At 70.8% G+C, this 24,030-nt stretch carries 25 protein-coding genes, 2 tRNA genes and 1 pseudogene; 12 read left to right on the top strand and 16 right to left on the bottom strand.

The window, feature by feature from the left end:
• Positions 1 to 669 carry a hypothetical protein gene (locus D8Y23_RS09820; protein ID WP_128217963.1) on the bottom strand — a complete coding sequence of 223 codons (669 nt, stop codon included), beginning with the start codon at positions 667 to 669 and terminating at the stop codon, positions 1 to 3.
• A gap of 53 nt (positions 670 to 722) precedes the next feature.
• Between D8Y23_RS09820 and D8Y23_RS09815 the strand changes: the two genes are divergently transcribed.
• Complete coding sequence (locus D8Y23_RS09815; RefSeq protein WP_128217962.1) at positions 723 to 1,592, top strand: acyl-CoA thioesterase; 870 nt, start codon at positions 723 to 725, stop codon at positions 1,590 to 1,592.
• 7 nt (positions 1,593 to 1,599) lie between these two features.
• On the opposite strand, the gene D8Y23_RS09810 is transcribed toward D8Y23_RS09815, so the two are convergent.
• From D8Y23_RS09810 to D8Y23_RS09795, 4 genes are all read right to left on the bottom strand, one after another.
• Positions 1,600 to 2,133, bottom strand: coding sequence for an acyl-CoA thioesterase (locus tag D8Y23_RS09810; RefSeq protein WP_128217961.1), 534 nt, complete (start codon positions 2,131 to 2,133; stop codon positions 1,600 to 1,602).
• Positions 2,126 to 3,805, bottom strand: a complete 1,680-nt coding sequence (gene ettA, locus D8Y23_RS09805) for an energy-dependent translational throttle protein EttA (RefSeq protein ID WP_128217960.1) — start codon at positions 3,803 to 3,805, stop codon at positions 2,126 to 2,128. Before ettA ends, D8Y23_RS09810 begins: the two co-directional genes overlap by 8 nt.
• Positions 3,806 to 4,010: 205 nt before the next feature.
• A complete protein-coding gene (locus tag D8Y23_RS16975; RefSeq protein WP_205796987.1) occupies positions 4,011 to 4,523 on the bottom strand; it encodes a DUF6993 domain-containing protein in 513 nt (170 codons plus the stop codon).
• A gap of 40 nt (positions 4,524 to 4,563) precedes the next feature.
• A complete protein-coding gene (locus D8Y23_RS09795; RefSeq protein ID WP_164878193.1) occupies positions 4,564 to 5,112 on the bottom strand; it encodes a single-stranded DNA-binding protein in 549 nt (182 codons plus the stop codon).
• A 189-nt stretch (positions 5,113 to 5,301) separates the two neighbouring features.
• Between D8Y23_RS09795 and D8Y23_RS09790 the strand changes: the two genes are divergently transcribed.
• Entirely contained in the window at positions 5,302 to 5,559 is a 258-nt protein-coding gene (locus D8Y23_RS09790) for a hypothetical protein (RefSeq protein ID WP_128217958.1), read from the top strand.
• A 55-nt stretch (positions 5,560 to 5,614) separates the two neighbouring features.
• Here D8Y23_RS09790 and D8Y23_RS09785 read toward each other — a convergent pair whose 3' ends face one another.
• Positions 5,615 to 7,033 carry a PLP-dependent aminotransferase family protein gene (locus D8Y23_RS09785; RefSeq protein WP_128217957.1) on the bottom strand — a complete coding sequence of 473 codons (1,419 nt, stop codon included), beginning with the start codon at positions 7,031 to 7,033 and terminating at the stop codon, positions 5,615 to 5,617.
• 61 nt (positions 7,034 to 7,094) lie between these two features.
• Between D8Y23_RS09785 and D8Y23_RS09780 the strand changes: the two genes are divergently transcribed.
• Positions 7,095 to 7,703, top strand: coding sequence for a YczE/YyaS/YitT family protein (locus D8Y23_RS09780; protein WP_128217956.1), 609 nt, complete (start codon positions 7,095 to 7,097; stop codon positions 7,701 to 7,703).
• Between the two features lie 44 nt (positions 7,704 to 7,747).
• Here D8Y23_RS09780 and D8Y23_RS09775 read toward each other — a convergent pair whose 3' ends face one another.
• The gene (locus tag D8Y23_RS09775; protein ID WP_128217955.1) at positions 7,748 to 7,957 is read right to left on the bottom strand and encodes a methyltransferase; all 210 of its coding nucleotides are present in this window, start codon (positions 7,955 to 7,957) and stop codon (positions 7,748 to 7,750) included.
• Positions 7,958 to 8,058: 101 nt separating this feature from the next.
• On the opposite strand from D8Y23_RS09775, the gene D8Y23_RS09770 reads away from it, so the two are divergent.
• The 6 genes from D8Y23_RS09770 (at position 8,059) to D8Y23_RS09745 (ending at position 10,205) form a co-directional block, all read left to right on the top strand.
• Positions 8,059 to 8,131, top strand: a tRNA-Arg gene (locus tag D8Y23_RS09770).
• 37 nt (positions 8,132 to 8,168) lie between these two features.
• Entirely contained in the window at positions 8,169 to 8,795 is a 627-nt protein-coding gene (orn, locus tag D8Y23_RS09765) for an oligoribonuclease (protein ID WP_128217954.1), read from the top strand.
• 36 nt (positions 8,796 to 8,831) lie between these two features.
• Positions 8,832 to 8,907: transfer RNA gene (locus tag D8Y23_RS09760), tRNA-His, on the top strand.
• A gap of 124 nt (positions 8,908 to 9,031) precedes the next feature.
• The gene (locus tag D8Y23_RS09755; RefSeq protein ID WP_128217953.1) at positions 9,032 to 9,409 is read left to right on the top strand and encodes a metallopeptidase family protein; all 378 of its coding nucleotides are present in this window, start codon (positions 9,032 to 9,034) and stop codon (positions 9,407 to 9,409) included.
• Positions 9,400 to 9,702: an ATP-dependent Clp protease adapter ClpS gene (gene clpS / locus D8Y23_RS09750; RefSeq protein WP_128217952.1), complete on the top strand. Its 303-nt coding sequence runs from the start codon at positions 9,400 to 9,402 to the stop codon at positions 9,700 to 9,702. Before D8Y23_RS09755 ends, clpS begins: the two co-directional genes overlap by 10 nt.
• Positions 9,699 to 10,205 carry a DUF2017 family protein gene (locus D8Y23_RS09745; protein ID WP_128217951.1) on the top strand — a complete coding sequence of 169 codons (507 nt, stop codon included), beginning with the start codon at positions 9,699 to 9,701 and terminating at the stop codon, positions 10,203 to 10,205. The genes clpS and D8Y23_RS09745 overlap by 4 nt, the downstream gene beginning before the upstream one ends.
• 16 nt (positions 10,206 to 10,221) lie before the next feature.
• Here the strand turns inward: D8Y23_RS09745 and D8Y23_RS09740 are convergent, their stop codons facing one another.
• From D8Y23_RS09740 to gatC, 6 genes are all read right to left on the bottom strand, one after another.
• Positions 10,222 to 10,815, bottom strand: coding sequence for a hypothetical protein (locus tag D8Y23_RS09740; protein WP_128217950.1), 594 nt, complete (start codon positions 10,813 to 10,815; stop codon positions 10,222 to 10,224).
• Positions 10,790 to 11,110 (bottom strand): hypothetical protein, encoded by a 321-nt coding sequence (locus tag D8Y23_RS09735; RefSeq protein ID WP_128217949.1) that lies wholly within the window; start codon positions 11,108 to 11,110, stop codon positions 10,790 to 10,792. Before D8Y23_RS09735 ends, D8Y23_RS09740 begins: the two co-directional genes overlap by 26 nt.
• Before the next feature lie 63 nt (positions 11,111 to 11,173).
• Positions 11,174 to 12,430 (bottom strand): DNA polymerase IV, encoded by a 1,257-nt coding sequence (gene dinB, locus D8Y23_RS09730; protein WP_128217948.1) that lies wholly within the window; start codon positions 12,428 to 12,430, stop codon positions 11,174 to 11,176.
• 121 nt (positions 12,431 to 12,551) lie between these two features.
• Positions 12,552 to 14,069 carry an Asp-tRNA(Asn)/Glu-tRNA(Gln) amidotransferase subunit GatB gene (gene gatB, locus D8Y23_RS09725; protein WP_128217947.1) on the bottom strand — a complete coding sequence of 506 codons (1,518 nt, stop codon included), beginning with the start codon at positions 14,067 to 14,069 and terminating at the stop codon, positions 12,552 to 12,554.
• Complete coding sequence (gene gatA / locus D8Y23_RS09720) at positions 14,069 to 15,589, bottom strand: Asp-tRNA(Asn)/Glu-tRNA(Gln) amidotransferase subunit GatA (RefSeq protein WP_128217946.1); 1,521 nt, start codon at positions 15,587 to 15,589, stop codon at positions 14,069 to 14,071. Before gatA ends, gatB begins: the two co-directional genes overlap by 1 nt.
• The gene (gene gatC / locus D8Y23_RS09715) at positions 15,586 to 15,885 is read right to left on the bottom strand and encodes an Asp-tRNA(Asn)/Glu-tRNA(Gln) amidotransferase subunit GatC (RefSeq protein ID WP_128217945.1); all 300 of its coding nucleotides are present in this window, start codon (positions 15,883 to 15,885) and stop codon (positions 15,586 to 15,588) included. Before gatC ends, gatA begins: the two co-directional genes overlap by 4 nt.
• Positions 15,886 to 15,945: 60 nt before the next feature.
• Here gatC and D8Y23_RS09710 point away from each other — a divergent pair, with 60 nt between their 5' ends.
• Positions 15,946 to 17,634, top strand: a complete 1,689-nt coding sequence (locus D8Y23_RS09710; RefSeq protein WP_128217944.1) for a long-chain-fatty-acid--CoA ligase — start codon at positions 15,946 to 15,948, stop codon at positions 17,632 to 17,634.
• 127 nt (positions 17,635 to 17,761) lie between these two features.
• A complete protein-coding gene (locus D8Y23_RS09705) occupies positions 17,762 to 18,241 on the top strand; it encodes a hypothetical protein (protein ID WP_128217943.1) in 480 nt (159 codons plus the stop codon).
• 43 nt (positions 18,242 to 18,284) lie between these two features.
• On the opposite strand, the gene ligA is transcribed toward D8Y23_RS09705, so the two are convergent.
• From ligA to D8Y23_RS09690, 3 genes are all read right to left on the bottom strand, one after another.
• Positions 18,285 to 20,699 carry an NAD-dependent DNA ligase LigA gene (gene ligA, locus D8Y23_RS09700; protein ID WP_128217942.1) on the bottom strand — a complete coding sequence of 805 codons (2,415 nt, stop codon included), beginning with the start codon at positions 20,697 to 20,699 and terminating at the stop codon, positions 18,285 to 18,287.
• 194 nt (positions 20,700 to 20,893) lie between these two features.
• Entirely contained in the window at positions 20,894 to 21,991 is a 1,098-nt protein-coding gene (gene mnmA, locus D8Y23_RS09695; protein ID WP_128217941.1) for a tRNA 2-thiouridine(34) synthase MnmA, read from the bottom strand.
• A gap of 9 nt (positions 21,992 to 22,000) precedes the next feature.
• A complete protein-coding gene (locus D8Y23_RS09690) occupies positions 22,001 to 23,185 on the bottom strand; it encodes a cysteine desulfurase family protein (protein ID WP_128217940.1) in 1,185 nt (394 codons plus the stop codon).
• 46 nt (positions 23,186 to 23,231) lie between these two features.
• On the opposite strand from D8Y23_RS09690, the pseudogene D8Y23_RS09685 reads away from it, so the two are divergent.
• Positions 23,232 to 24,030 (top strand): annotated as a pseudogene (locus D8Y23_RS09685) (glycogen debranching enzyme); the annotation flags it as partial.

Raw genomic sequence — 24,030 nt, 5'->3', positions numbered from 1 at the left:
TCACGCCCCGGTGGCGCGGACCGGCGTGAGGCCGGAACGCACCGGACCGCGCACGAGGACGTGACCGCGGGCCAGGGTCACGCGGGTCCAGACGCCGCTCGTCCGAACGGCGGCGTGCTCCGCCCCGGCGATGAACCCGAGAGCATAGGCCGTGAACGCCGTGCCCAGCGGCAGGCCGTTCAGAGCGTCGTCGGGCTGCCCCCACACCTGCGCGCGCACCGTGCGGATCACATCCTCGCCCGGGTCGGCGGGCAACGCGTCCGCGACCGCGGCGATTCCGTACTGTGCCCGAGCGGCGAGCACGGAGCTGTCGATCGCCGCGACCTCCGTCCACCTGCCGCGCGGGGGCGAGACGCCGGCCCAGGCAGGGGCGCTCGCGATCTCGGGCAGCACGATGGCCGCCGAGTCATCCGGTGCGGGCGACAGCGCGGATGCCTCGACCACGAGGTCGCACTGCAGCTCGGGATCGACGGCCGACACCCGCAGGCCGAGCACCGTGGGCGTGGCATCCAGGAGTCCCCGGGGAGCCAACGGAGCCGCGGTCGTCACGAGGACGCCGCCGTCGGCGCGGAGCCGGACGGACCCGTCGCCGAGTCGCACGGCTCGGGAGGCGAAGGTCAGCAGGTCGGCTGCCGCCTGGGGATCGGGGAACAACAGGCGCGCGGACACCCGCCCTAAACTATCAAGCGGCGCGGTCTTCCGCGCCGGAACGGGAGTACCGCGTGACCGATGCCACCGACGCCGTCGACTCGTTGCTCGAAGTCCTGGACCTTCGCGACGCGGGCGCGCGGACGACCGAGGACATCTTCACCGGGGTCTCGCAGCCCTCACCGTTCGGGCGGGTGTTCGGCGGCCAGGTGCTCGCGCAGTCGATCGTCGCGGCCTCGCGGACCCTCCCGTCGGAGCGCGCCGTGCACTCGATGCACGGCTACTTCCTGCGGCCGGGAGATCCGTCCGGCGCGATCACGTTCTCGGTCGATCGGATCCACGACGGCCGCTCCTTCTCGACCCGACGCACGCAGGCGTTCCAGGCCGGCGTGCCGATCTTCTCGATGATCGCCTCGTTCCAGGACGAGGATCTGGGCGTGGAGCACGCCGAGGCGATGCCGGCGGGGCTCCCTCAACCCGAAGACGTGACGCCGTTCGATACCGACGCCCTCCACCCGCTCACGCGCCGGATGTTCTCCGACTACCCGATCGAGGTCCGTCACGTGCCCTCGCCGGTCTATACGTCGGTGGAAGAACCCCACGTCCCGCGCCAGGCCGTGTGGATGCGGACGCGCGGCGCGCTTCCCCACGACCCCGCGGTGCACCGAGCGGCGCTGGCCTACCTCAGCGACCTGACGATCCAGGAGACAATCCTCCGTGGCCACGGCGTTCCGTGGAGCACGCCCGGACTGCGGGTGGCGAGTCTGGATCACGCGATGTGGTGGCACCGCCCGGGCCGGGTCGACGACTGGGTGCTGTACGTGCAGGAATCCCCCAACGCCCGCGGTGGACGCGGGCTGTCGACCGGGCGGATCTATACGCGCGAGGGCACGCTGCTGGGGAGCGTGGCGCAGGAGATCATGGTGCGGGTCCCGAGCGAGTAGCTCCGGTTCAGCGCCCGGCGGTCCGCCGACGGTATTCGATGGGCTGTCCGACGTAGGGCGCCCACGCCTCCCGTTCGGTCGCACTCCAGCGGATCGGACGCCCGCTGGCGGTGTCGACGAGGACGACCACGGCGGTCGCCCGCGCGTAGAGCACGGCTTCATCGTCGCCGACGGGGCTGTACACGTCGAAGCAGATGTCGGCGCTCGACCCGCCCATCGCCCCGATCCACAGGCGCACGTCGAGCGGGCGCTGGCTGTACGGCACGGGCTGCAGGTACTCGATCTCCTGGCGGGCGATGAGCGTCGCGCGCTCTCCCCCGCTCTCGAGGACGCTCATGTCGAACACGGCCGTGGGTAAGGCGTCGCCCGCTTCGTCGCCACGCCAGAACGCGCGGAGACGCGCCTCCTCGAGCAGTTTGAGCATCGAGGTGTTGTTGACGTGTCCGAGCGCATCGAGGTCGCCCCAACGCAGCTGGATCGGGATGCGCAGCCGCGCGGGACCGGCCGACGCCGGCCCCGCCGAGGTCGCGGCGTCAGTCACGCGTGAGCTTGCGGTAGCTCGAACGCGACGGGTTGGCGGCGTCCTGCCCCAGGCGCTCGATCTTGTTCGCCTCGTAGGCTTCGAAGTTGCCCTCGAACCAGTGCCACTGGTCGGGGTTCTCCTCGGTGCCCTCGTACGCCAGGATGTGAGTGGCGATGCGGTCGAGGAACCACCGGTCGTGCGTGATCACCACGGCACAGCCGGGGAACTCCAGCAGCGCGTTCTCGAGCGAACTGAGGGTCTCGACGTCGAGGTCGTTGGTCGGCTCGTCGAGGAGCAGCAGGTTGCCGCCCTCCTTCAGGGTCAGCGCCAGGTTGAGACGGTTGCGCTCACCGCCGGAGAGCACGCCGGCCTTCTTCTGCTGGTCGGGGCCCTTGAAACCGAACTTGGACACGTAGGCGCGCGACGGGATCTCGGTCTTGCCGACGGTGATGATGTCGAGACCGTCCGAGACGACCTCCCACAGCGACTTCTCGGGGTCGATGTTGGCGCGCGACTGATCCACGTAGCTGATCTTGACGGTCTCGCCGATCTTCAGCGTCCCGCCGTCGAGGGGCTCGAGGCCGACGATGGTCTTGAAGAGCGTGGTCTTTCCCACACCGTTGGGTCCGATGACGCCGACGATGCCGTTCGGCGGGAGATTGAAGCTGAGGTTGCTGATGAGCGAGCGATCGCCGAAGCGCTTCTCGAGCTTCTTGGCGTCGATGACGATGCTGCCCAGACGCGGACCCGCGGGGATCTGGATCTCATCGAAGTCGAGCTTCCGCGTCCGCTCGGCCTCCGCCGCCATCTCCTCGTAGCGGGCGAGACGGGCCTTCGACTTGACCTGGCGTCCCTTGGCGTTGGACCGCACCCACTCGAGCTCGTCCTTCAGTCGCTTGGCGAGCTTGGCATCCTTCTTGCCCTGCACGTCCAGGCGCTGGGCCTTCTTGTCGAGGTAGGTCGAGTAATTGCCCTCGTACGGGTAGAGGTGCCCGCGGTCGACCTCGGCGATCCACTCTGCGACGTTGTCGAGGAAGTACCGGTCGTGGGTGATCGCGATGACCGCACCCTTGTAGGCCTTGAGGTGCTGCTCGAGCCACAGCACGCTCTCGGCGTCCAGGTGGTTCGTGGGCTCGTCGAGCAGGAGAAGATCGGGCTTCTGGAGCAGCAGCTTGGCGAGCGCGACGCGACGGCGCTCACCACCGGACAGCGGGACGACCGAGGCGTCCGCCGGCGGCGTGCGCAGCGCGTCCATCGCCTGGGCCAGCTGCGAGTCGAGGTCCCACCCGTCCGCCGCGTCGATCTCTTCCTGCAGGGTGCCCATCTCGGCCAGCAGCGCGTCGAAGTCGGCGTCGGGGTCGGCCATGAGGGCCGAGATCTCGTTGAACCGGTCGAGCTTCGGCTTGATCGCCACGCCGTCCTGGATGTTCTCGAGGACCGTCTTGCTGTCGTCGAGCTCGGGCTCCTGCATGAGGATGCCGACGGTGAACCCGGGGCTCAGCCGCGCCTCGCCGTTCGACGGGTTGTCGAGACCGGCCATGATCTTGAGGATCGTCGACTTACCGGCGCCGTTGGGACCGACCATGCCGATCTTGGCGCCGGGGAGGAACGACATCGTGACGTCGTCGAGGATGAGCTTGTCGCCCACGGCCTTACGGGCGCGGACCATGGAGTAGATGTATTCGGCCATCGAGGACGTACCACCTTCGATCGGGGATGAGGGCCGCGCCCGCCCGGGTCGCCGAGCAGAAGCCAGCGGGACGCCCGGGTGCGCGGAAGTCTCCCTCAGCCTATCAACGCCGCTCCCCGCTCCGAGGGTCGGCAAGCCATGCTGCCCGGGAGCCCGCGGCGGGCGGACGACCAGACGTGCACCTTCTGCCGGCGCGGAACAGGTGTCACCAGTCGATCGGACGCGTCTGACCGATCAGGCAGTCGCCCGTCGACAGGCCGGGCAGAACCGCGGTGACGGGGTCGCCGATCGACGGCCCGACCTGCCCGACGAGGCACTCCTCGCCCCACCGCACCGAGAATTCGATGCTCTCGGCGGGGTTGCCGATGACCGTCTGGTCGGGCGTCACCTGCATCGCCGTCTTGTCGAAGCCGGCCGCGTCCAGGGCGTCGATGTACGCGCGCCCGGAAACCTGTTCCGCTCCGCCCCAGACCTCCGCGACGACCTGCGTGAACAGCGGGAGGTTCTCTGTCGCCGAGCCCGTCGGCGACAGCGCGGGTGCCGACGGCGATGATGCGGACCCGTCCGCCCCCGGCGACGGTGCCGATGCCGAGGAGCTCACTTCGGGAGCCGCCGCCGAGGGGGCGGGAGGCGGCGTCGGCGTACATCCCGCCATGGCGACGGCGAGGGCGGCCGCCACCGCCAGGACGGCGACCGGACGACGGTGCAGACGGATCACCCGCTCGAGTCTACGTACCGGCCGGCCGCTCACCGGCGGATCAGAACGGGGTCGCGTCGGCGGCGACCTCGACCAGCGGGGTCGCCCCGCGCTCACCGGCCGCGTCGGGGATGCCGTCCGCACTCGCGCGCGGATCCGCGGGGGTATCACCCGGAACGTTCCAGGCCTCGGCCCCGTTCGGCGTCTCCCGCGCGGCCGGCTCGTCCGGGTGCGCCGCTCCGGTGGCGCCCGCCTTCGCCGATCGGCGGAACGTCGACACACCCCAGCGCAGATCGTGTCCGATCGCGTCGGCGGTGACATCCGCGCTCACGCCGCGCTTCGCGTCCGTCTCCCATTCGCGCAGGCGCGGGCGTCCGGCGACGATGACCCGCTCGCCCTTGTGCAGGGACTCCAGCGCGTTACGGCCCAGTTCACCGAACACCGAGACCGCGTAATAGTTGGTGTGCCCGTCGATCCACTGGCCGCGTTCCCGGTCGAAACGTCGCTCGCTGACCGCCAACCGGAACGCGGCGATCGGATCGCCGCCGCGGGTGGCGCGCTCTTCTGGGTCGCCGACGACGTTTCCGACGAGGGTGATGTGGTCGCTCATGATGTGTCCTCTCTCGATGTGGGCTCCGGCATCCGTGTGCCCGACGGACGCCGGAGCCATGGCCAGAATGCCGCGGTGGGAGATGCGCGCGGCGGCCGCCGAGGCGCTTCGGTGGAGAAGTCGCAACAGTTGGATCGTGGGGAGGAAGGCTGCCGGGCCGATGTCGGAGCCCCCTCCTACGGTGAGGGCATGAGCACCGCACTCTGGAACGACCTCGCCCCGGCACCGCGCCCGGCCGGGTGGGCAGCGGCGACGCACGTCGCCGCTGGTCTGTGGCGCATCGCCGACCCGCGGGGCGTCGTCGTCGGGCACGTTCGCGCGATCGCTGCCGACGACGAATGGCGGTATGCGGCCGAGCGCTTCCACACCGCCACGGGCCGGTTTCGCCGACTCGGTGAGTTCTGGTCCCCGGCCGACGCGCTCGAGTGCTTGCGCTACGCGCGCTGAGGCAGCCGCGCGCTGAGACAGCGCCGCGGACGCGCGCCGTCGTCCGCCGCGAACGTCAGACCACGGCGGCGAGGTCGTCGAGCGCGCTGCCCGACGCCGACCCGCTCACGTCATCCCAGGCCGTTCGCAGCACCCCCACGGCTCGCTCGAGGGTGTGCGGCGCGGCCGTGAAGGGGATGCGGAGGCGGCGATCGTGTCCCCCCTCGACCGCGAATCGAGAGCCGGCGGAGAGCAGCAGCCCGCGCGCCCGCGCACTCATGACGAGGGGGGTACTCACCGGTTCACCCAGACCCACCCACAGCGACACGCCCCCGTGCACGGTCGGGACCTCCCATTCCGGGAACGTCTCGGTCAGCGCCCGCGTCAGCGCATTCCGCCCGGCACGGAGCAGGTCGGCACGCTGCGCACTGATCTCGCCGAGGAGACCCATGACGCGAGTCGCGACAGCCTGCTCGAACTCGGGTGTTCCGAGGTCGTGCACGGGCCTGCCACTGGCGAGGCGACGGATGATGTCGACGTTCGCGCGCACCCACCCCACGCGCAGGCCGCCCCACACGGTCTTCCCGAGCGAGCCGACGCGCACGATCCGATCCGAGTCCGGGAACGCGGTCGCCGCGACGGGTCGGTCGATGTCGAGGCCCGCCGTCGTCTCGTCCAGAACGAGGAGGGTTCCGGCGCGCTGAGCACCGTCGACGAAGGCATCCACCTCCTCGGGGGTCATGGTGCGACCCGTGGGGTTGTGGAACTCCGGCATCAGGTAGGCCAGCGCGGGCATGGCGCGGGCGAACGTCTGCGCAGCGCGGTCCAGATCCCACCCGGCATCCGGTGCGACGGGGACGCCGACGAGTCGCGCGCCCACACCTCGGAAAGCGTCGGCGCCGTGCGAATAGGTCGGCGTCTCGATCAGGACGCGGTCGGCTCGGGAGAGCAGCACCGCCGCGATCAAGTGCAGCGCGCTCTGCGCCCCGGTGGTGACCAGGATCTGGTCGGCGCTGGTCATCAGTCCCCGCTGTCGATAGTGCTGCGCGATCGACTCGCGCAGCGCGGGTGCGCCGACGACGTCGTACCCGGTTCGCGCCAGGAGCGCGGCGCCGTCCTGGGCGACCTCGGTGAAGACCGCGGGGAGGCCGGGCCAGGCGGCAGGGCTCGCCTGCTGGAGGTCGATCACGCCGTCCCGCCGGTCATCGATCCCGGGGTCGGTGCGTCGCAGCGGCAGCGTGATGCTCCCGCTCCCCCGGAGGCTCTCGATATGGCTGGTATCGCGGAGGCTGCGATACGTGGCGGCCACCGTGGTGCGACTCAATCCCAGGGCCGCCGCGAGTTCGCGTTCGGCGGGAAGTGCCGTGCGCGGCGCGATGCGGTTGTCCAGACACAGCAGGCGGATGCCATCGGCCAACGCTTCGTACGCGGGGCCGCGACCGCGCCACCCGCCGAGCGCTTCGGCGAGGGCGCGCGCTGAGATGCGAGAGTCCATGAGGCCAGATTAGCGAGATTGGCCCGGTCGAAGTGAACCAATCGGGTGATTGGATTCTTGCGTGACCACTCGGATCCTCCGCCTCCTCGCGGGCCTGGCCCTCTACGGCTTCGGCTGCGCCCTGACGATCGCCGCCGGTCTCGGAGTCGACCCCTGGACGGTTTTCGCCGAAGGACTCTCCCGCGTGACGGGACTCGGCGTCGGCTGGGTCACCAACATCGTCGGTCTCGGCGTTCTGCTGCTCTGGATCCCTTTGCGCCAGCGACCGGGCATCGGCACGGTCGCCAACATCCTGCTGGTCGGCACGAGCATCCAACTCGCGCTGACGTTCCTGCCGCACCCTCATACGCCGCTCTGGCAGGCGCTGATGCTGGTCGCCGGGGTCGTCACGGTGGCCGTGGCATCCGGGCTGTACATCGGTGCCCACTTCGGGCCGGGCCCACGCGACGGACTCATGACCGGACTCCACGCGCGGCTCGGGTGGCCCATCTGGGCCTGCCGTCTCGGGGTCGAGGGCACGGTCCTCGTCGCCGGCTGGCTCCTCGGCGGGACCGTCGGCATCGGCACGGTCGTGTTCGCCCTCGGGATCGGACCGCTCGTGCACGTCGCGCTCCGCCTGCTGGCCGCACCCGAGCCGCAGCGGCGTCTTCGCCGCCCGGCCCGGGTGTGACGCCGCGACCCGCGGAGCATCATCGCCCCGCCGCGATCTGTTCCTCAGTGCTCCCGGAACTCGGGGCGGTCGCTCCCCGGCTTGAGGTGCGAGTGCAGGGCGCTCTTGGCGATCTCCATGCTGGGGTAGACCCCGAGGCGTTCGTCCTTGCCCGCCATGTGCACGGCGTAGCCCTCGGCATCCTTCTGGATGGTCCCGACCGCGCCCACCGGGCCGTAAGCGACCCACAGGCGCCGTGTCGTGGTGTCGGACATGATGCTCCTTTCGTTCGACCTGGCCGGAGGATACGCCCGCCCAGACGGCCCCGCCAGGGGGTCGAGCACGGGGCGAGCGGTCCTCGATATCCTGGTGTGGACCCCCAGTAGCTCAGTGGATAGAGCAGCGGCCTTCTAATCCGCCGGTCGCACGTTCGAATCGTGCCTGGGGGACCGACTCGGTGTCGCACCCCGTCAGTAGGATGACGGGATGGTGTCTGCCTCTGAGAACGACCGGCTCGTGTGGATCGACTGCGAGATGACGGGACTCGACCTCGCCGTCGACGAACTCGTCGAGATCGCGATCGTCGTGACGGATTTCGAGCTGAACGTCCTCGACCCCGGCTTCCAGGTCGTCATCAAACCGGACGCGTCCGCTCTGGCGAACATGGGCGAGTTCGTCACCGAGATGCACCGGTCCTCCGGATTGCTCGACGAGATCCCGAACGGCGTGAGTCTCGCGGATGCCGAGTTCCAGGCGCTCGAGTACATCCAGCGCTTCGCCCCCCTCGAGGGGAAGGCGCCGCTCGCGGGCAACACGATCGGTACCGACCGCATGTTCCTTGCGAAGTACATGCCCCGCGTCGACCGCTGGCTGCACTACCGGAACGTCGACGTCTCGAGCATCAAGGAGCTGTCGCGCCGGTGGTACCCGCGCGCGTATTTCAACGCGCCGACCAAGAACGGGGGCCACCGCGCCCTCGCCGACATCCTCGAGTCGATCCGCGAACTCGCGTACTACCGGAAGGCCGTCTTCGTGCCCGAGCCGGGCCCCACGAGCGACGAGGCGAAGGGCGCCGCATCGTCGGTCGTTTCGTCGTTCGCGCGGGACGTATGACATAATCGTTCAGTTGTCCGCTCCGGTGGGCACATGGTGGCTATAGCTCAGTTGGTAGAGCACCGCGTTGTGGTCGCGGGGGCCGCGGGTTCAAGTCCCGTTAGCCACCCCACCCCCGAAGGCCCGCCTCCCCGGCGGGCCTTCGTCGTTCCGGCCCGCGTTCCGCACAGCCTCATAGAATCGAACGGGCGGGCGCGCGGCATCCCCCGCCATCGTCCGCAGGAACGGGAGACCCCATGCACGACGACGTCGAAGAGCACTCCGTGCTCGACATCGACGGCGACGCGTTCGAGGCCCTCGTCGTCGCCGAACTCGACCGCCTGCCCGACGACATGGTCGATGGCCTCGACAACGTCGTCTTCGTGGTCGAGGACCGCCCCGAGGACGGATCCCTCGACCTCCTCGGCCTCTACGACGGCTGGGCACTGACCGAGCGGGAGCGCTACGGGGTGGGGGAGCTGCCCGACCGCATCATCGTGTATCGCGAACCGCACCTCGCGGCGTGCGCCGACGAGGACGAGCTCCGGGATGAGATCCATACGACGCTCGTGCATGAGATCGCGCACTTCTACGGCATCGACGACGAGCGACTCCACGAACTCGGATGGGCGTGATGGCCGGCATCGCCGTCCCCGACCTGGATCGGGTCACCGACACCGAGGTCGGTCCGCCGACCTCGTGGCAGACGGTGGTGTGGAACGACCCCGTCAATCTCATGAGCTACGTCGTCCACGTGTTTCGCACCTACTTCGGCTTCGACGCCGATACCGCCCACCGGCTCATGCTGTCCGTGCACCATGACGGTCACGCCGTCGTCGCGCGAGGACCCCGAGAGGTGATGGAGGTTCACGCCCAAGCCATGCACGACTACGGACTGTGGGCGACCGTGCGAGAGGACCCCCGATGAACGACCGCATCGTCGTGCTCGAGGTCAGCGGCATCGAGGCGCTGCACCTGGCGGGCATCGTCGGACAGTTCCGCGATCTCGTCGTGGACGCCGGGCGTGAGGAAGACCCCGCGGTCGCACGGTTGCTCCCCGACGCCTACCCCGACGACGAGGACGCGAGCCGGGAATTCCGTCGCCTCACCGGCGGCGACATGCTCGACCGGCGCGCGGAGGATGCCCGCACGGTTCTCGACACCCTCGCGATGGACGGCGGCGATCTCGACCCCGCCAGCGACCCCGACACCACGATCACGGTGGCGCTGGGCGAGACCGAGGCCCGCGCCTGGATGCGGACGCTTTCGGCGGTGCGCCTCGTGCTCGCCACCCGTCTCGGCATCCAGGATGACGACGAGCACCGTCCGGGCGACGCACGGTTCGGGATCTACGACTGGATCGGCTACCGTCTCGACGGCCTGGTCACCGCCCTCGACCGGAACCTCGACGATCCGTCGACGGGGCGCTGACGGACGACTCTCGCGCTTAGGGCAGGAACACGACGACGGATGCCAGAGCCTGCGGCTCGTGCTCGCTCAGGTGTGCGTCCTCCTGCGCCGCCCACAAGTCCCAGTGCGGACGGTAGGTCTCGCCGTCGCGGCGCAGCGCCCGGTCCTTGCGCGATGCGTCCGGCGCGTCGACCCAGACCCTGACGTCGGCGAGCGTCGCGGATGCCGGGGTGAGGATCCCCGCGCCCTCGACGACGAGCGGGAGCGAGGGATCCACGGCGTGCGCCTCCGCGCGCTCGCCCACCTCCCAGTTCCACCGCCGCCACACGCCGATCGTGCCCTTCGCGTGCGGGAGGAGGATCGTGTCGCGCGCGTAGTCGGCCCCGTCGGCAAGACCGCCCCAGCCCGGATACACGTCGTCGAGCGCCACGAGTTGCACCCGACTGCGGCCCGGCCACGCCGCGACCAGCCGCCGCGCGAGCGAACTCTTCCCGGCCCCGCTGCGCCCGTCGATGATCACGACAGGGTTCGACGCCGCGATCGCCGCGACCCGCGACGACACCGCCCCGACCGCTGCGGTCAGGGCGTCGTCGAGCGGGTCGGCACTACTTCTTGAGGGCGCGAATGACACGGCTGAGCGCGCGACCGGCCACCCACACGAACGGGATGCCGACGGCGAGGAGCGACACCAGGTTCGGGTCGAAGCGCAGGTCGTCGCCGCGGCGGATGTAGGCGCCGAGCGGCAGCGTGTAGCCGCCGCCCCCGCCGCCGCCGTTGCCCTGTTCGTCCGAGCCGCCGCCGAATCCGGCCCAGGTCAGGGCGACGGGGACGATGCGGACGCCGTCCACGTCCTGCTGCTCGCCGTAAGCGGAGGTGACGCCGAAGCTGGTGGCCTGCTGGCCGAGTTCCAATGCGATGTTGGGCATAGCCCCACCGTACCCGGCGGTCTGCGCCGCGCCCAGGGGAGTTGCGCGCTCCGCGCGGGCGTGTCAGTGCTCGTAGGAGGGGCGGGGATTCGTGGGCAGCGCGCCGCCGCCGCGGGAAGGACCGAGCAGAGAGCCCCGGGTCACGGCACCGCGCCCGAACCGCGCCGCCGCCCCGTCGAGCGCACCCTCGACACGGCGCCATTCGGCGTCGTCGTCCCACAGGGTCGCGGCGGCCGACGTCGGGCGGAGCTTCTCACCCCGCACTCCGACGAGGCGGACAGCCTGCCGCCGGTCGATCCCGTCGAACAGTTCGATCGCGGCATCCCCGATCCGTTGACCGACCGAGGTGGGTTCGGGGAGGGTCCGTGAGCGGCTCAGCGTCGTGAAGTCGCTGAAGCGGACCTTGATCGAGATGGTGGATGCCTCGAACCCCTGGTTCCGCAACCGCGCACCGACGCGATCCGCGAGCCGCCGCAGCTCGACGTGAAGCGTGCGGGTGTCGGAGATGTCGGTGTGGAACGTCTCTTCGTGGCCGACGCTCTTCTCCGTCCGGCCCGTGTGCACTTCGCGGGCGTCGATCCCCCGGGCGAGGTGCCAGATCCGCTCGCCCATCGCGGGTCCGAGCAGCTGCGCGAGCACGGGGCGTGGTGTGTCGAGCACGTCGGAGATGAGGCGAACACCGCGCGACTCGAGCACCTCGGCCGCCTTCGGCCCCACACCCCAGAGTGCCCTGACCGACCGAGGCCGCAGGAACGCCTCGGTATCGGCCTCGGCGACGATGAGCAGGCCGTCGGGCTTCGAGATCGTCGAGGCCATCTTGGCCACGTGCTTGGTCGCGGCGACCCCGACGCTGCACGTCAGACCCGTGCGTTCCTTCACCCGGGCACGGAGGTCGCGGGCGATCTTCCCGGGGCTCCCCCAGAGCCGTCGCGCGCCGCGAACGTCGAGGAACGCCTCGTCGATCGACAGTGGCTCGACGAGCGGCGTGATCTCGTCGAAGATCGCCATGACCTGCCGCGACATCTCGGTGTAGCGGGAGTACGGCGGGTTCACCACGATCGCGTTCGGGCAGAGCCGCAGGGCGATCGCCACCGGCATCGCCGACTTGACGCCGTAACGACGGGCCTCGTACGAGGCGCTCGAGACGACCCCGCGCCCCTCGGATCCGCCGATGATCAAGGGCTTCCCCGCCAGCGAGGGATCGTCGAGGACGGCCACCGACGCGAAGAACGCATCCATGTCGACGTGCAGAATGCCCGCCCCGGTGTCATCGGCGTCGGGCGGTGAGACGATGCGCCCCGTGCCGTCTCCCCGTCCCATGGCATCCATTCTCCCCCGGACCTCCGACATCGGCCCGAGCGGAGCCAGCGCCACTCCCGGAAAGGATGGATGCCACGACCCCCGGCCGCGAGGGCCGGCGGGGCCGTGGCATCCGGTGTGTCTAGTGCGCGGCGGCGCGTTCCAGGACGAGCTCGCGCACGCGCGCGGCGTCGGCCTGACCCTTCATGGCCTTCATCACGGCGCCGATGACGGCACCGGCGGCCTGCACCTTGCCGTCGCGGATCTTCGCCAGGACGTCGGGCTGTGAAGCGAGGGCGTCGTCGATCGCGGCGATGAGCGCGCCGTCATCCGACACGACCGCGAGACCACGAGCGTCGACGACCTCCTGCGGCGAGCCCTCCCCCGCGATGACGCCCTCGAGCACCTGCCTCGCGAGCTTGTCGGTCAGCGTCCCGGCATCGACGAGCTTCTGCAGCGCGGCGACGTTCTCGGGGCTGACGAGCTCGGCGGGCTCGCGCTCCTCGGCGTTCGCGATGCGGCTGATCTCGCTCATCCACCACTTGCGCGCGGCGGCGGGCGACGCGCCGGCGGCCACCGTGGCCTCGACCTCGTCGAGCAGCCCGGCGTTGACCACGCCCTGGAAATCGATGTCGGCGAAGCCCCAGTCGGCCTTGAGCCGGCGACGGCGGGCGGCCGGCGGCTCGGGGAGAGCGGCGCGCAGCTCCTCGATCAGCTCGGGTGCCGGCACGACGGGGAGCAGGTCGGGCTCGGGGAAGTAGCGGTAGTCGTCGGCATCCGACTTCGGGCGTCCCGGCGACGTGCGCCCGGTGTCCTCGTGCCAGTGACGCGTCTCCTGCGTGATGGTGCCGCCGGCGGCCAGGATCGCGGCCTGCCGCTGGATCTCGTACCGCACCGCACGCTCGACCGACCGCATCGAGTTGACGTTCTTCGTCTCGGTGCGCGTCCCGAGCTTCTCCTGGCCGCGGGGACGCAGCGAGACGTTCGCGTCGCAGCGGAGGTTGCCGCGCTCGAGGCGCGCCTCCGAGATGCCGAGGCCGCGCACGATGTCGCGGATGGTCGCGACGTACGCCTTCGCGAGCGCAGGAGCGGAGTGCTCGGCCCCGAAGATCGGCTTGGTCACGATCTCCACGAGCGGGACACCGGCGCGGTTGTAGTCGACGAGCGAGTACTCGGCGCCCTGGATGCGCCCGGTCGCGCCGCCCATGTGGGTGAGCTTGCCGGCATCCTCCTCCATGTGCGCGCGCTCGATCGGCACGGTGACGATCGTGCCGTCCTCCAGCTCGACCTCGACCGACCCCTCAAAGGCGATGGGCTCGTCGTACTGCGAGATCTGGTAGTTCTTGCCCAGGTCGGGGTAGAAGTAGTTCTTCCGCGCGAACCGGCTCGACGGCGCGATCGAGCAGCCGAGCGCCAGGCCCAGGCTGATCGAGGAGCGGATCGCCTCGGCGTTCACGACCGGCAGCGCGCCCGGCAGGCCCATGTCGACCGGGGCGACGAGCGTGTTCGGCTCGGCGCCGTGGTTCGCCTCGTTCGCCGGGTTGGGCGCGGCGGAGAACATCTTCGTCGCGGTGTTCAGCTCGACGTGGACCTCGAACCCGAGCACCGGCTCGAACATCTCGAGCGCCGCGTCGAAGTCCATCAGCGCGTCCTTGGCCATCAGCGCGTCGCTCCGTTCGTGAGGGAGGGGGCACGGTCGAGGAGAGGACCGCCCCACTGGTCGACCAGCAGCGCCTCGAGCGCCGCACCGACCCGGTAGAGACGTGCGTCTTCGCGGGCAGGGGCGAGGAACTGGATGCCGACCGGCAGACCGTCCTCGTCCGCGAGACCGCTCGGGATCGAGATGCCGGGGACACCGGCGAGGTTCGCCGGAATCGTGGTCACGTCGTTCAGGTACATCTGCAGCGGGTCGTCGATCTTCTCGCCCAGGCGGAACGCCGTGGTCGGGGCCGACGGCGTCGCGATGACGTCGACGTCGGCGAACGCGGCGTCGAAGTCCTGCTGTATGAGCGTGCGGACCTTCTGCGCGCTGCCGTAGTAGGCGTCGTAGTACCCGGCCGACAGGGCGTAGGTGCCGAGAATGATGCGGCGCTTCACCTCGGGACCGAACCCGGCGTCGCGGGTCGCGGCCATCACGTTCTCAACCGTCGGGGTGCCCTGCGGCGTTACCCGCAGACCGAAGCGGACCGAGTCGAACTTGGCGAGGTTGCTGGACGCTTCGGCCGGCAGGATCAGATAGTACGCGGCTACGCCGTACTCGAAGTGCGGAGCGCTGATCTCGACGATCTCGGCACCCTGCGCCTGCATCGTCGCCAGCGCAGCCCGGAACGAGTCCGACACGCCCTTCTGGAAACCGCGGTCGTCGAGCTCGCGGATCACACCGACCTTCAGGCCCTTCAGCACCTCGCCGGTCGCGCCCTCGCGAGCGGCCGCGGCGAACGACGGCCAGGCGTCGCTGAGCGACGTCGAGTCGTGCTCATCGTGCCCGCCGATGACATCGTGCAGCAGCCCCGCGTCGAGCACCGTGCGCGTGACCGGTCCGACCTGGTCGAGGCTGGAGGCCAGAGCGATCGCGCCGTAGCGGCTGACACCGCCGTACGTCGGCTTGACGCCCACGGTGCCGGTGACATGGGCGGGCTGGCGGATCGAGCCGCCGGTGTCGGAGCCGAGCGCGAGCGGCGCTTCGAACGCGGCGACCGCGGCCGCCGAGCCGCCGCCGGAACCCCCGGGGATGCGATCGAGGTCCCACGGGTTGCGGGTCGGGCCGTACGCCGAGAACTCGGTCGACGACCCCATGGCGAACTCGTCCATGTTCGTCTTGCCCAGCGGCACGAGACCGGCCGCGCGCGAGCGCGCCACAACCGTCGCGTCGTAGGGCGACATGTACCCCTCGAGGATTCTCGATCCGCTCGTGGACGGCATGTCGGTCGTGACGAGCACGTCCTTCACCGCGAGCGGGACGCCGGCGAGCTCGTGCAGCTGCTCCCCCGCGGCGCGGCGGCGGTCGATGTCCGCGGCGACATCCAGAGCGTGGTCGCTCACGTGGAGGAACGCGTGCACGTCGCCGTCCACGGCGGCGATGCGGTCGAGGTGCGCGCGCGTGGCCTCGACGCTCGACACCTCCTTCGCGGACAGGGCGGCGGCGAGGTCGGCGGCGCTCAGGCGCGTGAGGTCGCTCACTGCTCCTCCCCCAGGATCGCGGTCACCCGGAACCGGCCGTCGGCCTGGTCGGGGGCGTTCTGCAGCACCTGCTCGCGGCTGAGCTGCTGCTGCACGACATCGGGACGGAAGACGTTCTCGAGCGGGATCGGGTGGCTCGTGGCGACCACGTCGGGCGTCGCCACCTCGGACACCTTCGCGATGTTGTCGACGATGGCATCCAGCTGGCCGGTGAGGCTCTGGACCTCTTCGTCGCTCAGCTCGATCCGAGCGAGCACACCGAGATGGCGCACGAGATCAGGGGTGATTTCAGACACCCGGCAAGTCTAGTTCGCGACCACCGCGCGCCGAGACCGGCCCCGGCCTACGCTGGGACCGTGACGAGCTACGACCCGCCTCGCCCCTGGACCGCCAGCTACGCCCCCGGAGTCCCGGAGGATCTCGATCCTCAGTCGGGATCGCTCGTCGACATCCTCGACGCCTCGACCCGCGACTACCCGGACGCCCCCGCCCTGGAATTCTTCGGTCGCACGACGCCGTACTCCGAGCTGTCGGCCGAGGTATCGCGCGTCGCGGCGGCCCTGGCCGCTCACGGCGTGCGGGCGGGCGACCCCGTCGCGATCGTGCTGCCCAACTGCCCGCAGCACATCGTCGCGTTCTACGCCGTCCTGCGCCTGGGCGCCGTCGTCGTGGAACACAACCCGCTCTACACCGCGCGCGAATTGCGCAAGCAGTTCGAGGACCACGGCGCGAAGCACGCGATCGTGTGGAGCAAGGTCGTCAAGACCGTGCAGGAGTTCCCCGCCGACCTGCGGGTCACCACGCTGGTGTCGGTCGACGTGACGCAGGCCATGCCCCTGCGCATGCGGCTCGCGCTTCGCCTCCCCATCGCGAAAGCCCGAGAATCACGTGCGGCGCTGACGGAGAAGACCTCGGATGCCACCCCCTGGTCGCAGCTCGTGCGGCACGACCCCATCCCCGAGACGCACCCCCGTCCGGCCACGGGCGACCTCGCGATCATCCAGTACACGAGCGGCACGACCGGCACCCCGAAGGGCGCGATGCTCACGCACGCCAATCTGCTCGCCAACGCGGCGCAGGCGCGGGCGTGGGTGCCGTCGATCGTCCGCGGTGAGGGGTGCGTCGTCTACGCGGTGCTGCCGATGTTCCACGCGTACGGTCTGACACTCTGCCTGACGTTCGCCATGTCCATGGGCGCACGCCTCGTGCTGTTCCCCAAGTTCGACCCCGATCTCGTCCTCGCCGTCACCAAGCGGCATCCAGCGACCTTCCTCCCCCTCGTGCCGCCGATCGCGGAGCGCCTGCTCGCCGCCGCCGAGGCGCAGGGCGTGTCGCTCGCCGGGACCGACATCGCGATCTCGGGCGCCATGGCCCTCCCGCACGAGCTGGTCGTGCCGTTCGAGAAGGCGACCGGCGGCTACCTCGTCGAGGGGTACGGGTTGAGCGAGTGCTCTCCGGTGCTGATGGCGAACCCGGTGGCCGAGAACCGCGTGCCCGGCACCGTGGGGCTTCCGCTGCCCGGGACCGAATGCCGGGTCGTCGACCCGGACGACCCGCACACGGACGTCGAGCCCGGTGGCCGCGGGGAACTCGTGGTCCGCGGGCCGCAGGTGTTCTCCGGCTACTACGGCAAGCCCGAGGCCACGGAGGAGGTCTTCGTCGACGGGTGGTTCCGCACCGGCGACATCGTGACGATCGACGACGGCGGGTTCGTCCGCATCGTCGACCGCATCAAGGAACTCATCATCACGGGCGGGTTCAACGTGGCGCCCACCGAGGTCGAGAACGTTCTCCGGCAGCACGCGTCGATCGCGGACGTCGCCGTGGTGGGGATGCCGAGCGAACACTCCGGCGAGGAGGTCGTCGCCGCGGTCGTCGCGGCCGACGGCTGCGAGGTCGACCCCGACGCCGTGCGCGCCTTCGCCCGTGGCATCCTGACGCCCTACAAAGTGCCCCGCCGGATCGTCGTGGTCGATGAACTGCCGAAGTCGCTCATCGGGAAGGTGCTGCGCCGACAGGTCAAGGAGCGTTTCCTCGCGGAGTGAGCGCTGCATGCCCTAAACCGGCGCCCGAGCGCAAGGGTCCCCAGCGTTCTGGCGGATGTGGCGTCACCATACCTAGCGTGGTCCCGAGGCTGAGCCAGCCTGCACCGTGACTCTTGGGGGGCATCACATGAAGACCATCCGCGTACCGTTCGTCCTCGCCGCCGCGTCGGCGCTGCTTCTCCTCGCCGGGTGCTCGGGTGGCGGTTCCGCCTCCGACCAGGGCGATGCGACCGCACCGACGTCGACCGCGCCGAGCGCATCGGCGTCCGCGACGCCCGTCGCCGAGCAGTCCAAAGCCGAAGCCTGCGAGGTCGTCTCGACGGCCTTCACCGAGGTGACTCAGGCCAGCAGCACGATGTCATCCTCCGACCCGCAGGCCGCGATGGCGACCTTCCAGGAGTTGGCGGCCACCGTGCGCACCGACTTCGAAGGCATCACGAACACCGAGATCGCGCCGCTCGCGCAGGACGCGAGCGCTGCGCTCGGCGAGTACGTCACGTTCATCGAGGAACTGGCGGCCGACCCGAGCAAGGCCGAGGGCCTCTCGGACCAGATCACGGCCCTGCAGACCACCTACGACGCAGCGGCGCAGGCCTGCCTGCGCTGACCGGAGGGATCGGGAAGGGACGGGCCCCGGCCCGTCCCTTCCGTCATTCTTCGTCCGCTTCGTCCGCCTCGCCCGCGGGTCCGAGCGCGTCGGGGCCCTGTTCGACGAGGATCCGGAACTGCGCGGCATCCAGGATCCGGATGCCGAGTTCTTCGGCCTTGGCGAGCTTCGAGCCCGCGCCCGGGCCGGCCGCCACGAAATCCGTCTTCTTGGACACGCTGGACGCCGCCTTGCCGCCCGCGGCGATGATCGCCTCTTGCGCGCCCTCGCGGGAGTACCCCTCGAGCGACCCGGTCGCGACGACCGTGACGCCCGTGAGCACGCCGCCCGCCGCGGCCGCCGCCCCCGGGCCGGGGTGGCCGGGGATCGCGAAGCGGACCCCCGCGGCGCTCCAGCGCTCCACGATCTCCCTGTGCCAATCGACGGCGAACCAGTCGATCACGGCGTCGGCGATGATGCCGCCGACGCCCTCGACAGCGGCGAGCTCGTCGCGCGAGGCCGCGCGAATGGCATCCAGCGATCCGAACCATTGCGCCAAGGCACGCGCGGCCACCGGACCGACGTGCCGGATGTTCAGCGACACGAGCAGTCGCCAGAGGTCTTTCGTCTTCGCCTTCTCGAGCTCGGCGACGAGCTTGACGGCCTGCTCCGACGGCAGCACGGCGCGGTAGTCCTTGCGGATGCCGCGGCGTCGCCGCTCGGCGGGATCGAGGTCTTCCGCGCCCGGCGGATAGGTCGCGGCGCCCAGCTTCTGGAACGGTGCACGCCGTACCTCCTCGCCGGTCTTCTCGTCGATCTTGCGCTCCCCCGTCTCGGCGTCGCGGACGACGACCTCGATGGGCACGAGCTGGTCGATGGTGAGACCGAACAGCCCCGCCTCGGTGTCGAGCGGAGGCTCGGCCGGCACGTCGGGTTGGGTCAGCGCCGCAGCGGTGACCTCGCCCAGCGCCTCGATATCGAGGGCGCCGCGCGAGCCGATGTGTTCGACGCGCCCGCGCACCTGGGCGGGACACGACCGCGCGTTGGGGCAGCGGAGGTCGATGTCGCCCTCCTTCGCGGGCCGCAGCGGCGTGCCGCACTCGGGGCAGTCCGCGGGCATGACGAACGCGCGCTCGGTGCCGTCGCGCAACTCGACCACGGGTCCGAGCACCTCGGGAATGACGTCGCCCGCCTTGCGCAGCACGACGGTGTCGCCGATGAGCACGCCCTTGACCTTGACCACGTCCTGGTTGTGCAGGGTCGCCTGCCGCACGACGCTGCCGGCCACGCGCGCGGGCTCCATCACCGCGAACGGCGTCGCCCGACCCGTCCGTCCGACCGACACGACGATGTCGAGCAGCTTCGTGTTGACCTGTTCCGGCGGGTACTTGTACGCGATCGCCCACCGTGGCGCCCGGCTCGTGGCGCCGAGCTCGTCGTGCAGCGCCAACTCGTCGACCTTCACCACGACGCCGTCGATCTCGTGTTCGACGTCGTGTCGGTGCTCGCCGTAGTGGGCCACGAAGTCGAGCACGCCGTCGACGCTCGCCTCGACCCGGCTGTACGGGGACGTCGGGAGCCCCCACGACGCCAGCAGGTCGTAGATCTCGCTCTGCGCCGCCACCGGGGGATCCGGCCATGCGCCGATGCCGTGGACGTACAGCGCGAGCGAGGCGATCCGCGCGAGTCCGGCTTCGAGCTCGAGGCCGGACTTCTTCTCGATTTGCTGCCGCAGGCCGCCACTCGCCGCATTGCGCGGGTTCGCGAACGCCGGGAAGCGACGTGCCGCCGCCTGCTCGGCCTTGTCGAGGTCGAAGGCTTTCGCGCCCCCACGGCGCGCGGTCGCGCGCTCGCGCGCCTCGGCGACCGCGCGCTCGCGGTACTCGCCCTGGAGACGGTTCAGGTTCTCGAATGCCGTGACCGGGATGAACACCTCGCCCCGCACCTCGACCAGCGCCGGGTGGCCTTCGCCCGACAGTTCCCGCGGGATCCCGGCGACGCGCAGAGCGTTCTCGGTCACGATCTCGCCGACGCGGCCATCTCCGCGCGTGGCGGCCGATGTGAGGACGCCATTCTCGTACCGCAGGCTGATGGCGAGGCCGTCGATCTTGAGCTCGCTGAGCCAGTTCACCGACCGCCCGGCGGAGGCCTCGGTCTTCACGGCCCAGTCGCGCAGTTCGTCCGGGGAGAACACGTTGTCGAGGCTCAGCATCCGCTCGGCGTGCTCGATGGTCACGAGGTCGGTGGCCTCGGCCGCCCCCACCGACAACGTCGGGCTGTCCTGCCCTTGGAGCTCGGGGTACAGCCGTTCGATGGCCTCGAGACGATGCATCCACGCGTCGTAGGTCGCGTCGTCGACCAGCTCGGCATCCCGCCCGTAATACGCGTCGCGCGCTCCGGCGATGCGCGCCGTCAGATCGGCCGCCTCGCTGCGCGCTTCGTCGAGGGTCAGGTCGGGAAGCTGGTCGTGCTCGGTCACGTTCCCAGCTTAGAGACGGGCACCGACATGGCCCGCGGGGGTTGTGGCGCCGACCACGGCACCTCGGACGGGAGGGCATTCGGGCGGCGGAGGAGGGATGCCGCGACTTCGGCCTTCCCGTCCCTGAATCTCCTCCGCCGACAGGCGCCGCAGCCGCAGCAGAAGGGGCGCGAGGCCGCCGGCGATCCGCGCGCTCAGGCCTCGACGGGTACGGCCGACACGGTCCGAGCGATCGTGAACTGTCCGATCACCCGCGTACCGTCGTAGAGCACGGCCGTCTGCCCTGGCGCGACACCGTCGAAGGGCTCGTCGGGGCGCACGCTCAGCTGGCCGTCCTCGAGCACGGCCGTCGCCGGCACCGGGTCGGCGTGCGCGCGGATCTGCGCGTGGCACGCGAACGTGGTGTCGGACGGGACACGGCCGGCCCAGGTGAAACGGTCGCCCGCGATCTCGGCGCAGGCGAGCGCCTCCTTCGGACCCACGACGACGGTGTTGTTCACGGGCCGCACCTCGAGCACGAACCGCGGCTTGCCGTCGGCGGCCGGAACCCCCAGCTGCAGTCCGCGGCGCTGGCCGACGGTGAACGCGTGCGCGCCCTCGTGGCGGCCGACCACGGCTCCGGAACGGTCGAGGATCTCGCCCTGCTCGGCCCCCACGCGCTCGGCCAGCCAGCCGCGCGTATCGCCGTCGGGGATGAAGCAGATGTCGTGGCTGTCCGGCTTCTGCGCGACCGACAGTCCGCGCGCCTCGGCCTCGGCCCGGACGACCGCCTTCGAGGGCGTCGACCCGAGCGGGAAGTACGTGTGCGCGAGCTGTTCAGCCGTGAGGACACCCAGCACGTACGACTGATCCTTGGCGGCATCCGAGGCCCGGTGGAGCTCGCGGCCGTCGGGCGTGTCGACGAGTGTGGCGTAGTGACCGGTGCATACGGCGTCGAAGCCGAGCTCGATCGCCCGCTCCAGGAGCGCGGCGAACTTGATCTTCTCGTTGCACCGCATGCAGGGGTTGGGCGTGCGACCGGCCCGGTACTCCGACACGAAGTCCTCGATCACGTCGTCGCGGAACCGCTCCGAGAAGTCCCACACGTAGAACGGGATGCCGAGCCTGTCCGCCGCACGGCGGGCGTCCATCGCATCCTCGATCGTGCAGCATCCGCGGCTGCCGGCCCGGAGCGTCCCGCCCGCGCGGGACAGCGCCAGGTGTACACCGACCACATCGTGCCCCGCCTCGACCGCGCGTGCCGCGGCCACCGCGGAGTCCACGCCACCGCTCATCGCCGCCAGAACTCGCATGGGTCCAGTCTACGAACCGCCCGCTGAACGGGCACCGGATGCCACGGCCCGCTCGTACGCGGACGGCAGCGCCGCGAGAACGGCATCCACGTCCTCGTCCGTCGACGTCCGTCCGAGGGTGAGGCGCAGCACGGACCGCGCCGCGCGGTCGTCGAGCCCGAGGGCGAGGACGACGTGGGACGGCTCGGCGACGCCCGCCTGGCACGCCGATCCCGTCGACACCGATATCCCGGCCATGTCGAGGAGGAAGAGCAGGGTCTCCCCCGCCGCCCCGGGGAAGAGGACGTGGGCGTTCCCCGGCAGCCGCCCATCGGGATCGCCCAGCAGTCGCGCGGCCGGGATCGCGTCGAGGATGCCGTGCACGAGACGCCGTCGCAACGCCTCGAGCCGCAGGGACTCCTGCGTGCGTTCGGAGACCGTCGCCATCGCTGCGGCCGCGAACGCGGCGGCCCCCGCGGCATCCTGGGTACCGGCGCGGAGTCCGCGCTGCTGTCCACCACCGTGCAGCAGCGGAGTGAGCCGTGCGTGGCGGGACACCACCGCCGCACCGACGCCGACCGGACCGCCGACCTTGTGCGCCGAGACCGACAGCGCGACGAGCCCGCCGGGGCTGCTGCCGTCGCCGCGCCACCGCGCGAAGTCCACGTCCACCTGTCCGAGCGCGGACACCGCATCCAGGTGCAGGGGCACGCCGGCGTCCACGGCTGCGCGGGCCAGGCCCGCGGCATCCTGAACCGTCCCCACCTCGTTGTTGGCCACCAGGGCGGTAGCGAGAGCTGTACCGGGGAGCGCGGCGGAGAAGTCCGCGACCGGGATCCGCCCGAGACGGTCGAGACCGACCGGACGCACCATCGCACCCGCGGATGCCGTCAGCCAACCGACCGTGTCGAGCGTGGCGTGGTGCTCACCGTCCGGGAGCACCATGGTGTCGGTCGAAGGCTCGCGCGCCCACCACAGGCCCTTCAGGGCGAGGTTCGTGGCCTCGGTACCGCCCGAGGTGAGCACGACCTCGATGGGCTGGCATCCCAGGACCTCCGCGAGTCTCTCGCGCGCGTCCTCGAGCAGGCGGCGGGCGGCCTGACCGGCGCCATGGATCGACGACGGGTTGCCCAGCACCTCGTGAGCCGCGAGCCACGCATCGCGAGCCTCGGGCCTCAGCGGGGTGGTGGCCGCGTGGTCGAGATAGACCGGCATTCACCCTCCCGGTGTCGCGCACGTGTCGTTCACTACCCTAGAACGCATGGTCCCACCCGAAGCGGCCCTGTCGCCCCGCTCTGCCCTGCTCGCGCCGTCGCTCGACGACCTCGGCGTGCGACTCGGACCGGACGGCGGAACCCTGCGCGTGTGGTCGGCGCGCGCCGACACGATGCACCTCGTGGTCTTCGACGACGTCGACCTCGACTGGGCGGTGGAGACGCTGCCGATGACCGCTGTCGGCCAGGGGGTGTTCGAGGCCACGAGCGCGCTGCTGCGCCCGGGCGCGCGCTACGCCGTCCGCGTCGGCGGACCCCACGGGCCCGGCAACATGTTCAACCCCGCGACCCTCCTGCTCGACCCGTACGCGCGCGGGCTCGTGTCCGGCGGTTTCGGCGACTGGCGCTCGGTCGTCGTCGAGGGCGGGTTCGACTGGGGCGGGGTCGCCAAGCCCCGCGTCCCGATGGACCGCACGGTAATCTACGAGGGGCACGTGAAGGGCTTGACGAAGCGTCATCCGCACGTTCCGCCGGCGTTGCACGGCACGTACGCCGGGCTCGCCCACCCCGCGATGATCGAGCATTTCCTGTCGCTCGGGATCACGAGCGTCGAGCTTCTGCCGGTGCACGCGTTCGCCACCGAGCCGCGGCTGCTGCAACTGGGCCTCACGAACTACTGGGGGTACAACTCCCTGAACTTCTTCTCCCCCCACTCCGCCTACGCCACCGCCGCGAGCCGCGCCGAGGGGCCGGAGGCCGTGCTCCGCGAGTTCAAGGGCATGGTTCGGCTGCTGCACGAGGCCGGCCTCGAAGTGATCCTCGACGTCGTCTACAACCACACCGCCG

The sequence above is a fragment of the Microbacterium enclense genome, from assembly GCF_004022425.1.
GTDB classification, from domain to species: domain Bacteria; phylum Actinomycetota; class Actinomycetes; order Actinomycetales; family Microbacteriaceae; genus Microbacterium; species Microbacterium enclense_A.
Note: the sequence above shows the minus strand (reverse complement) of the source record. Positions and strands in the feature narration are given on the sequence as shown.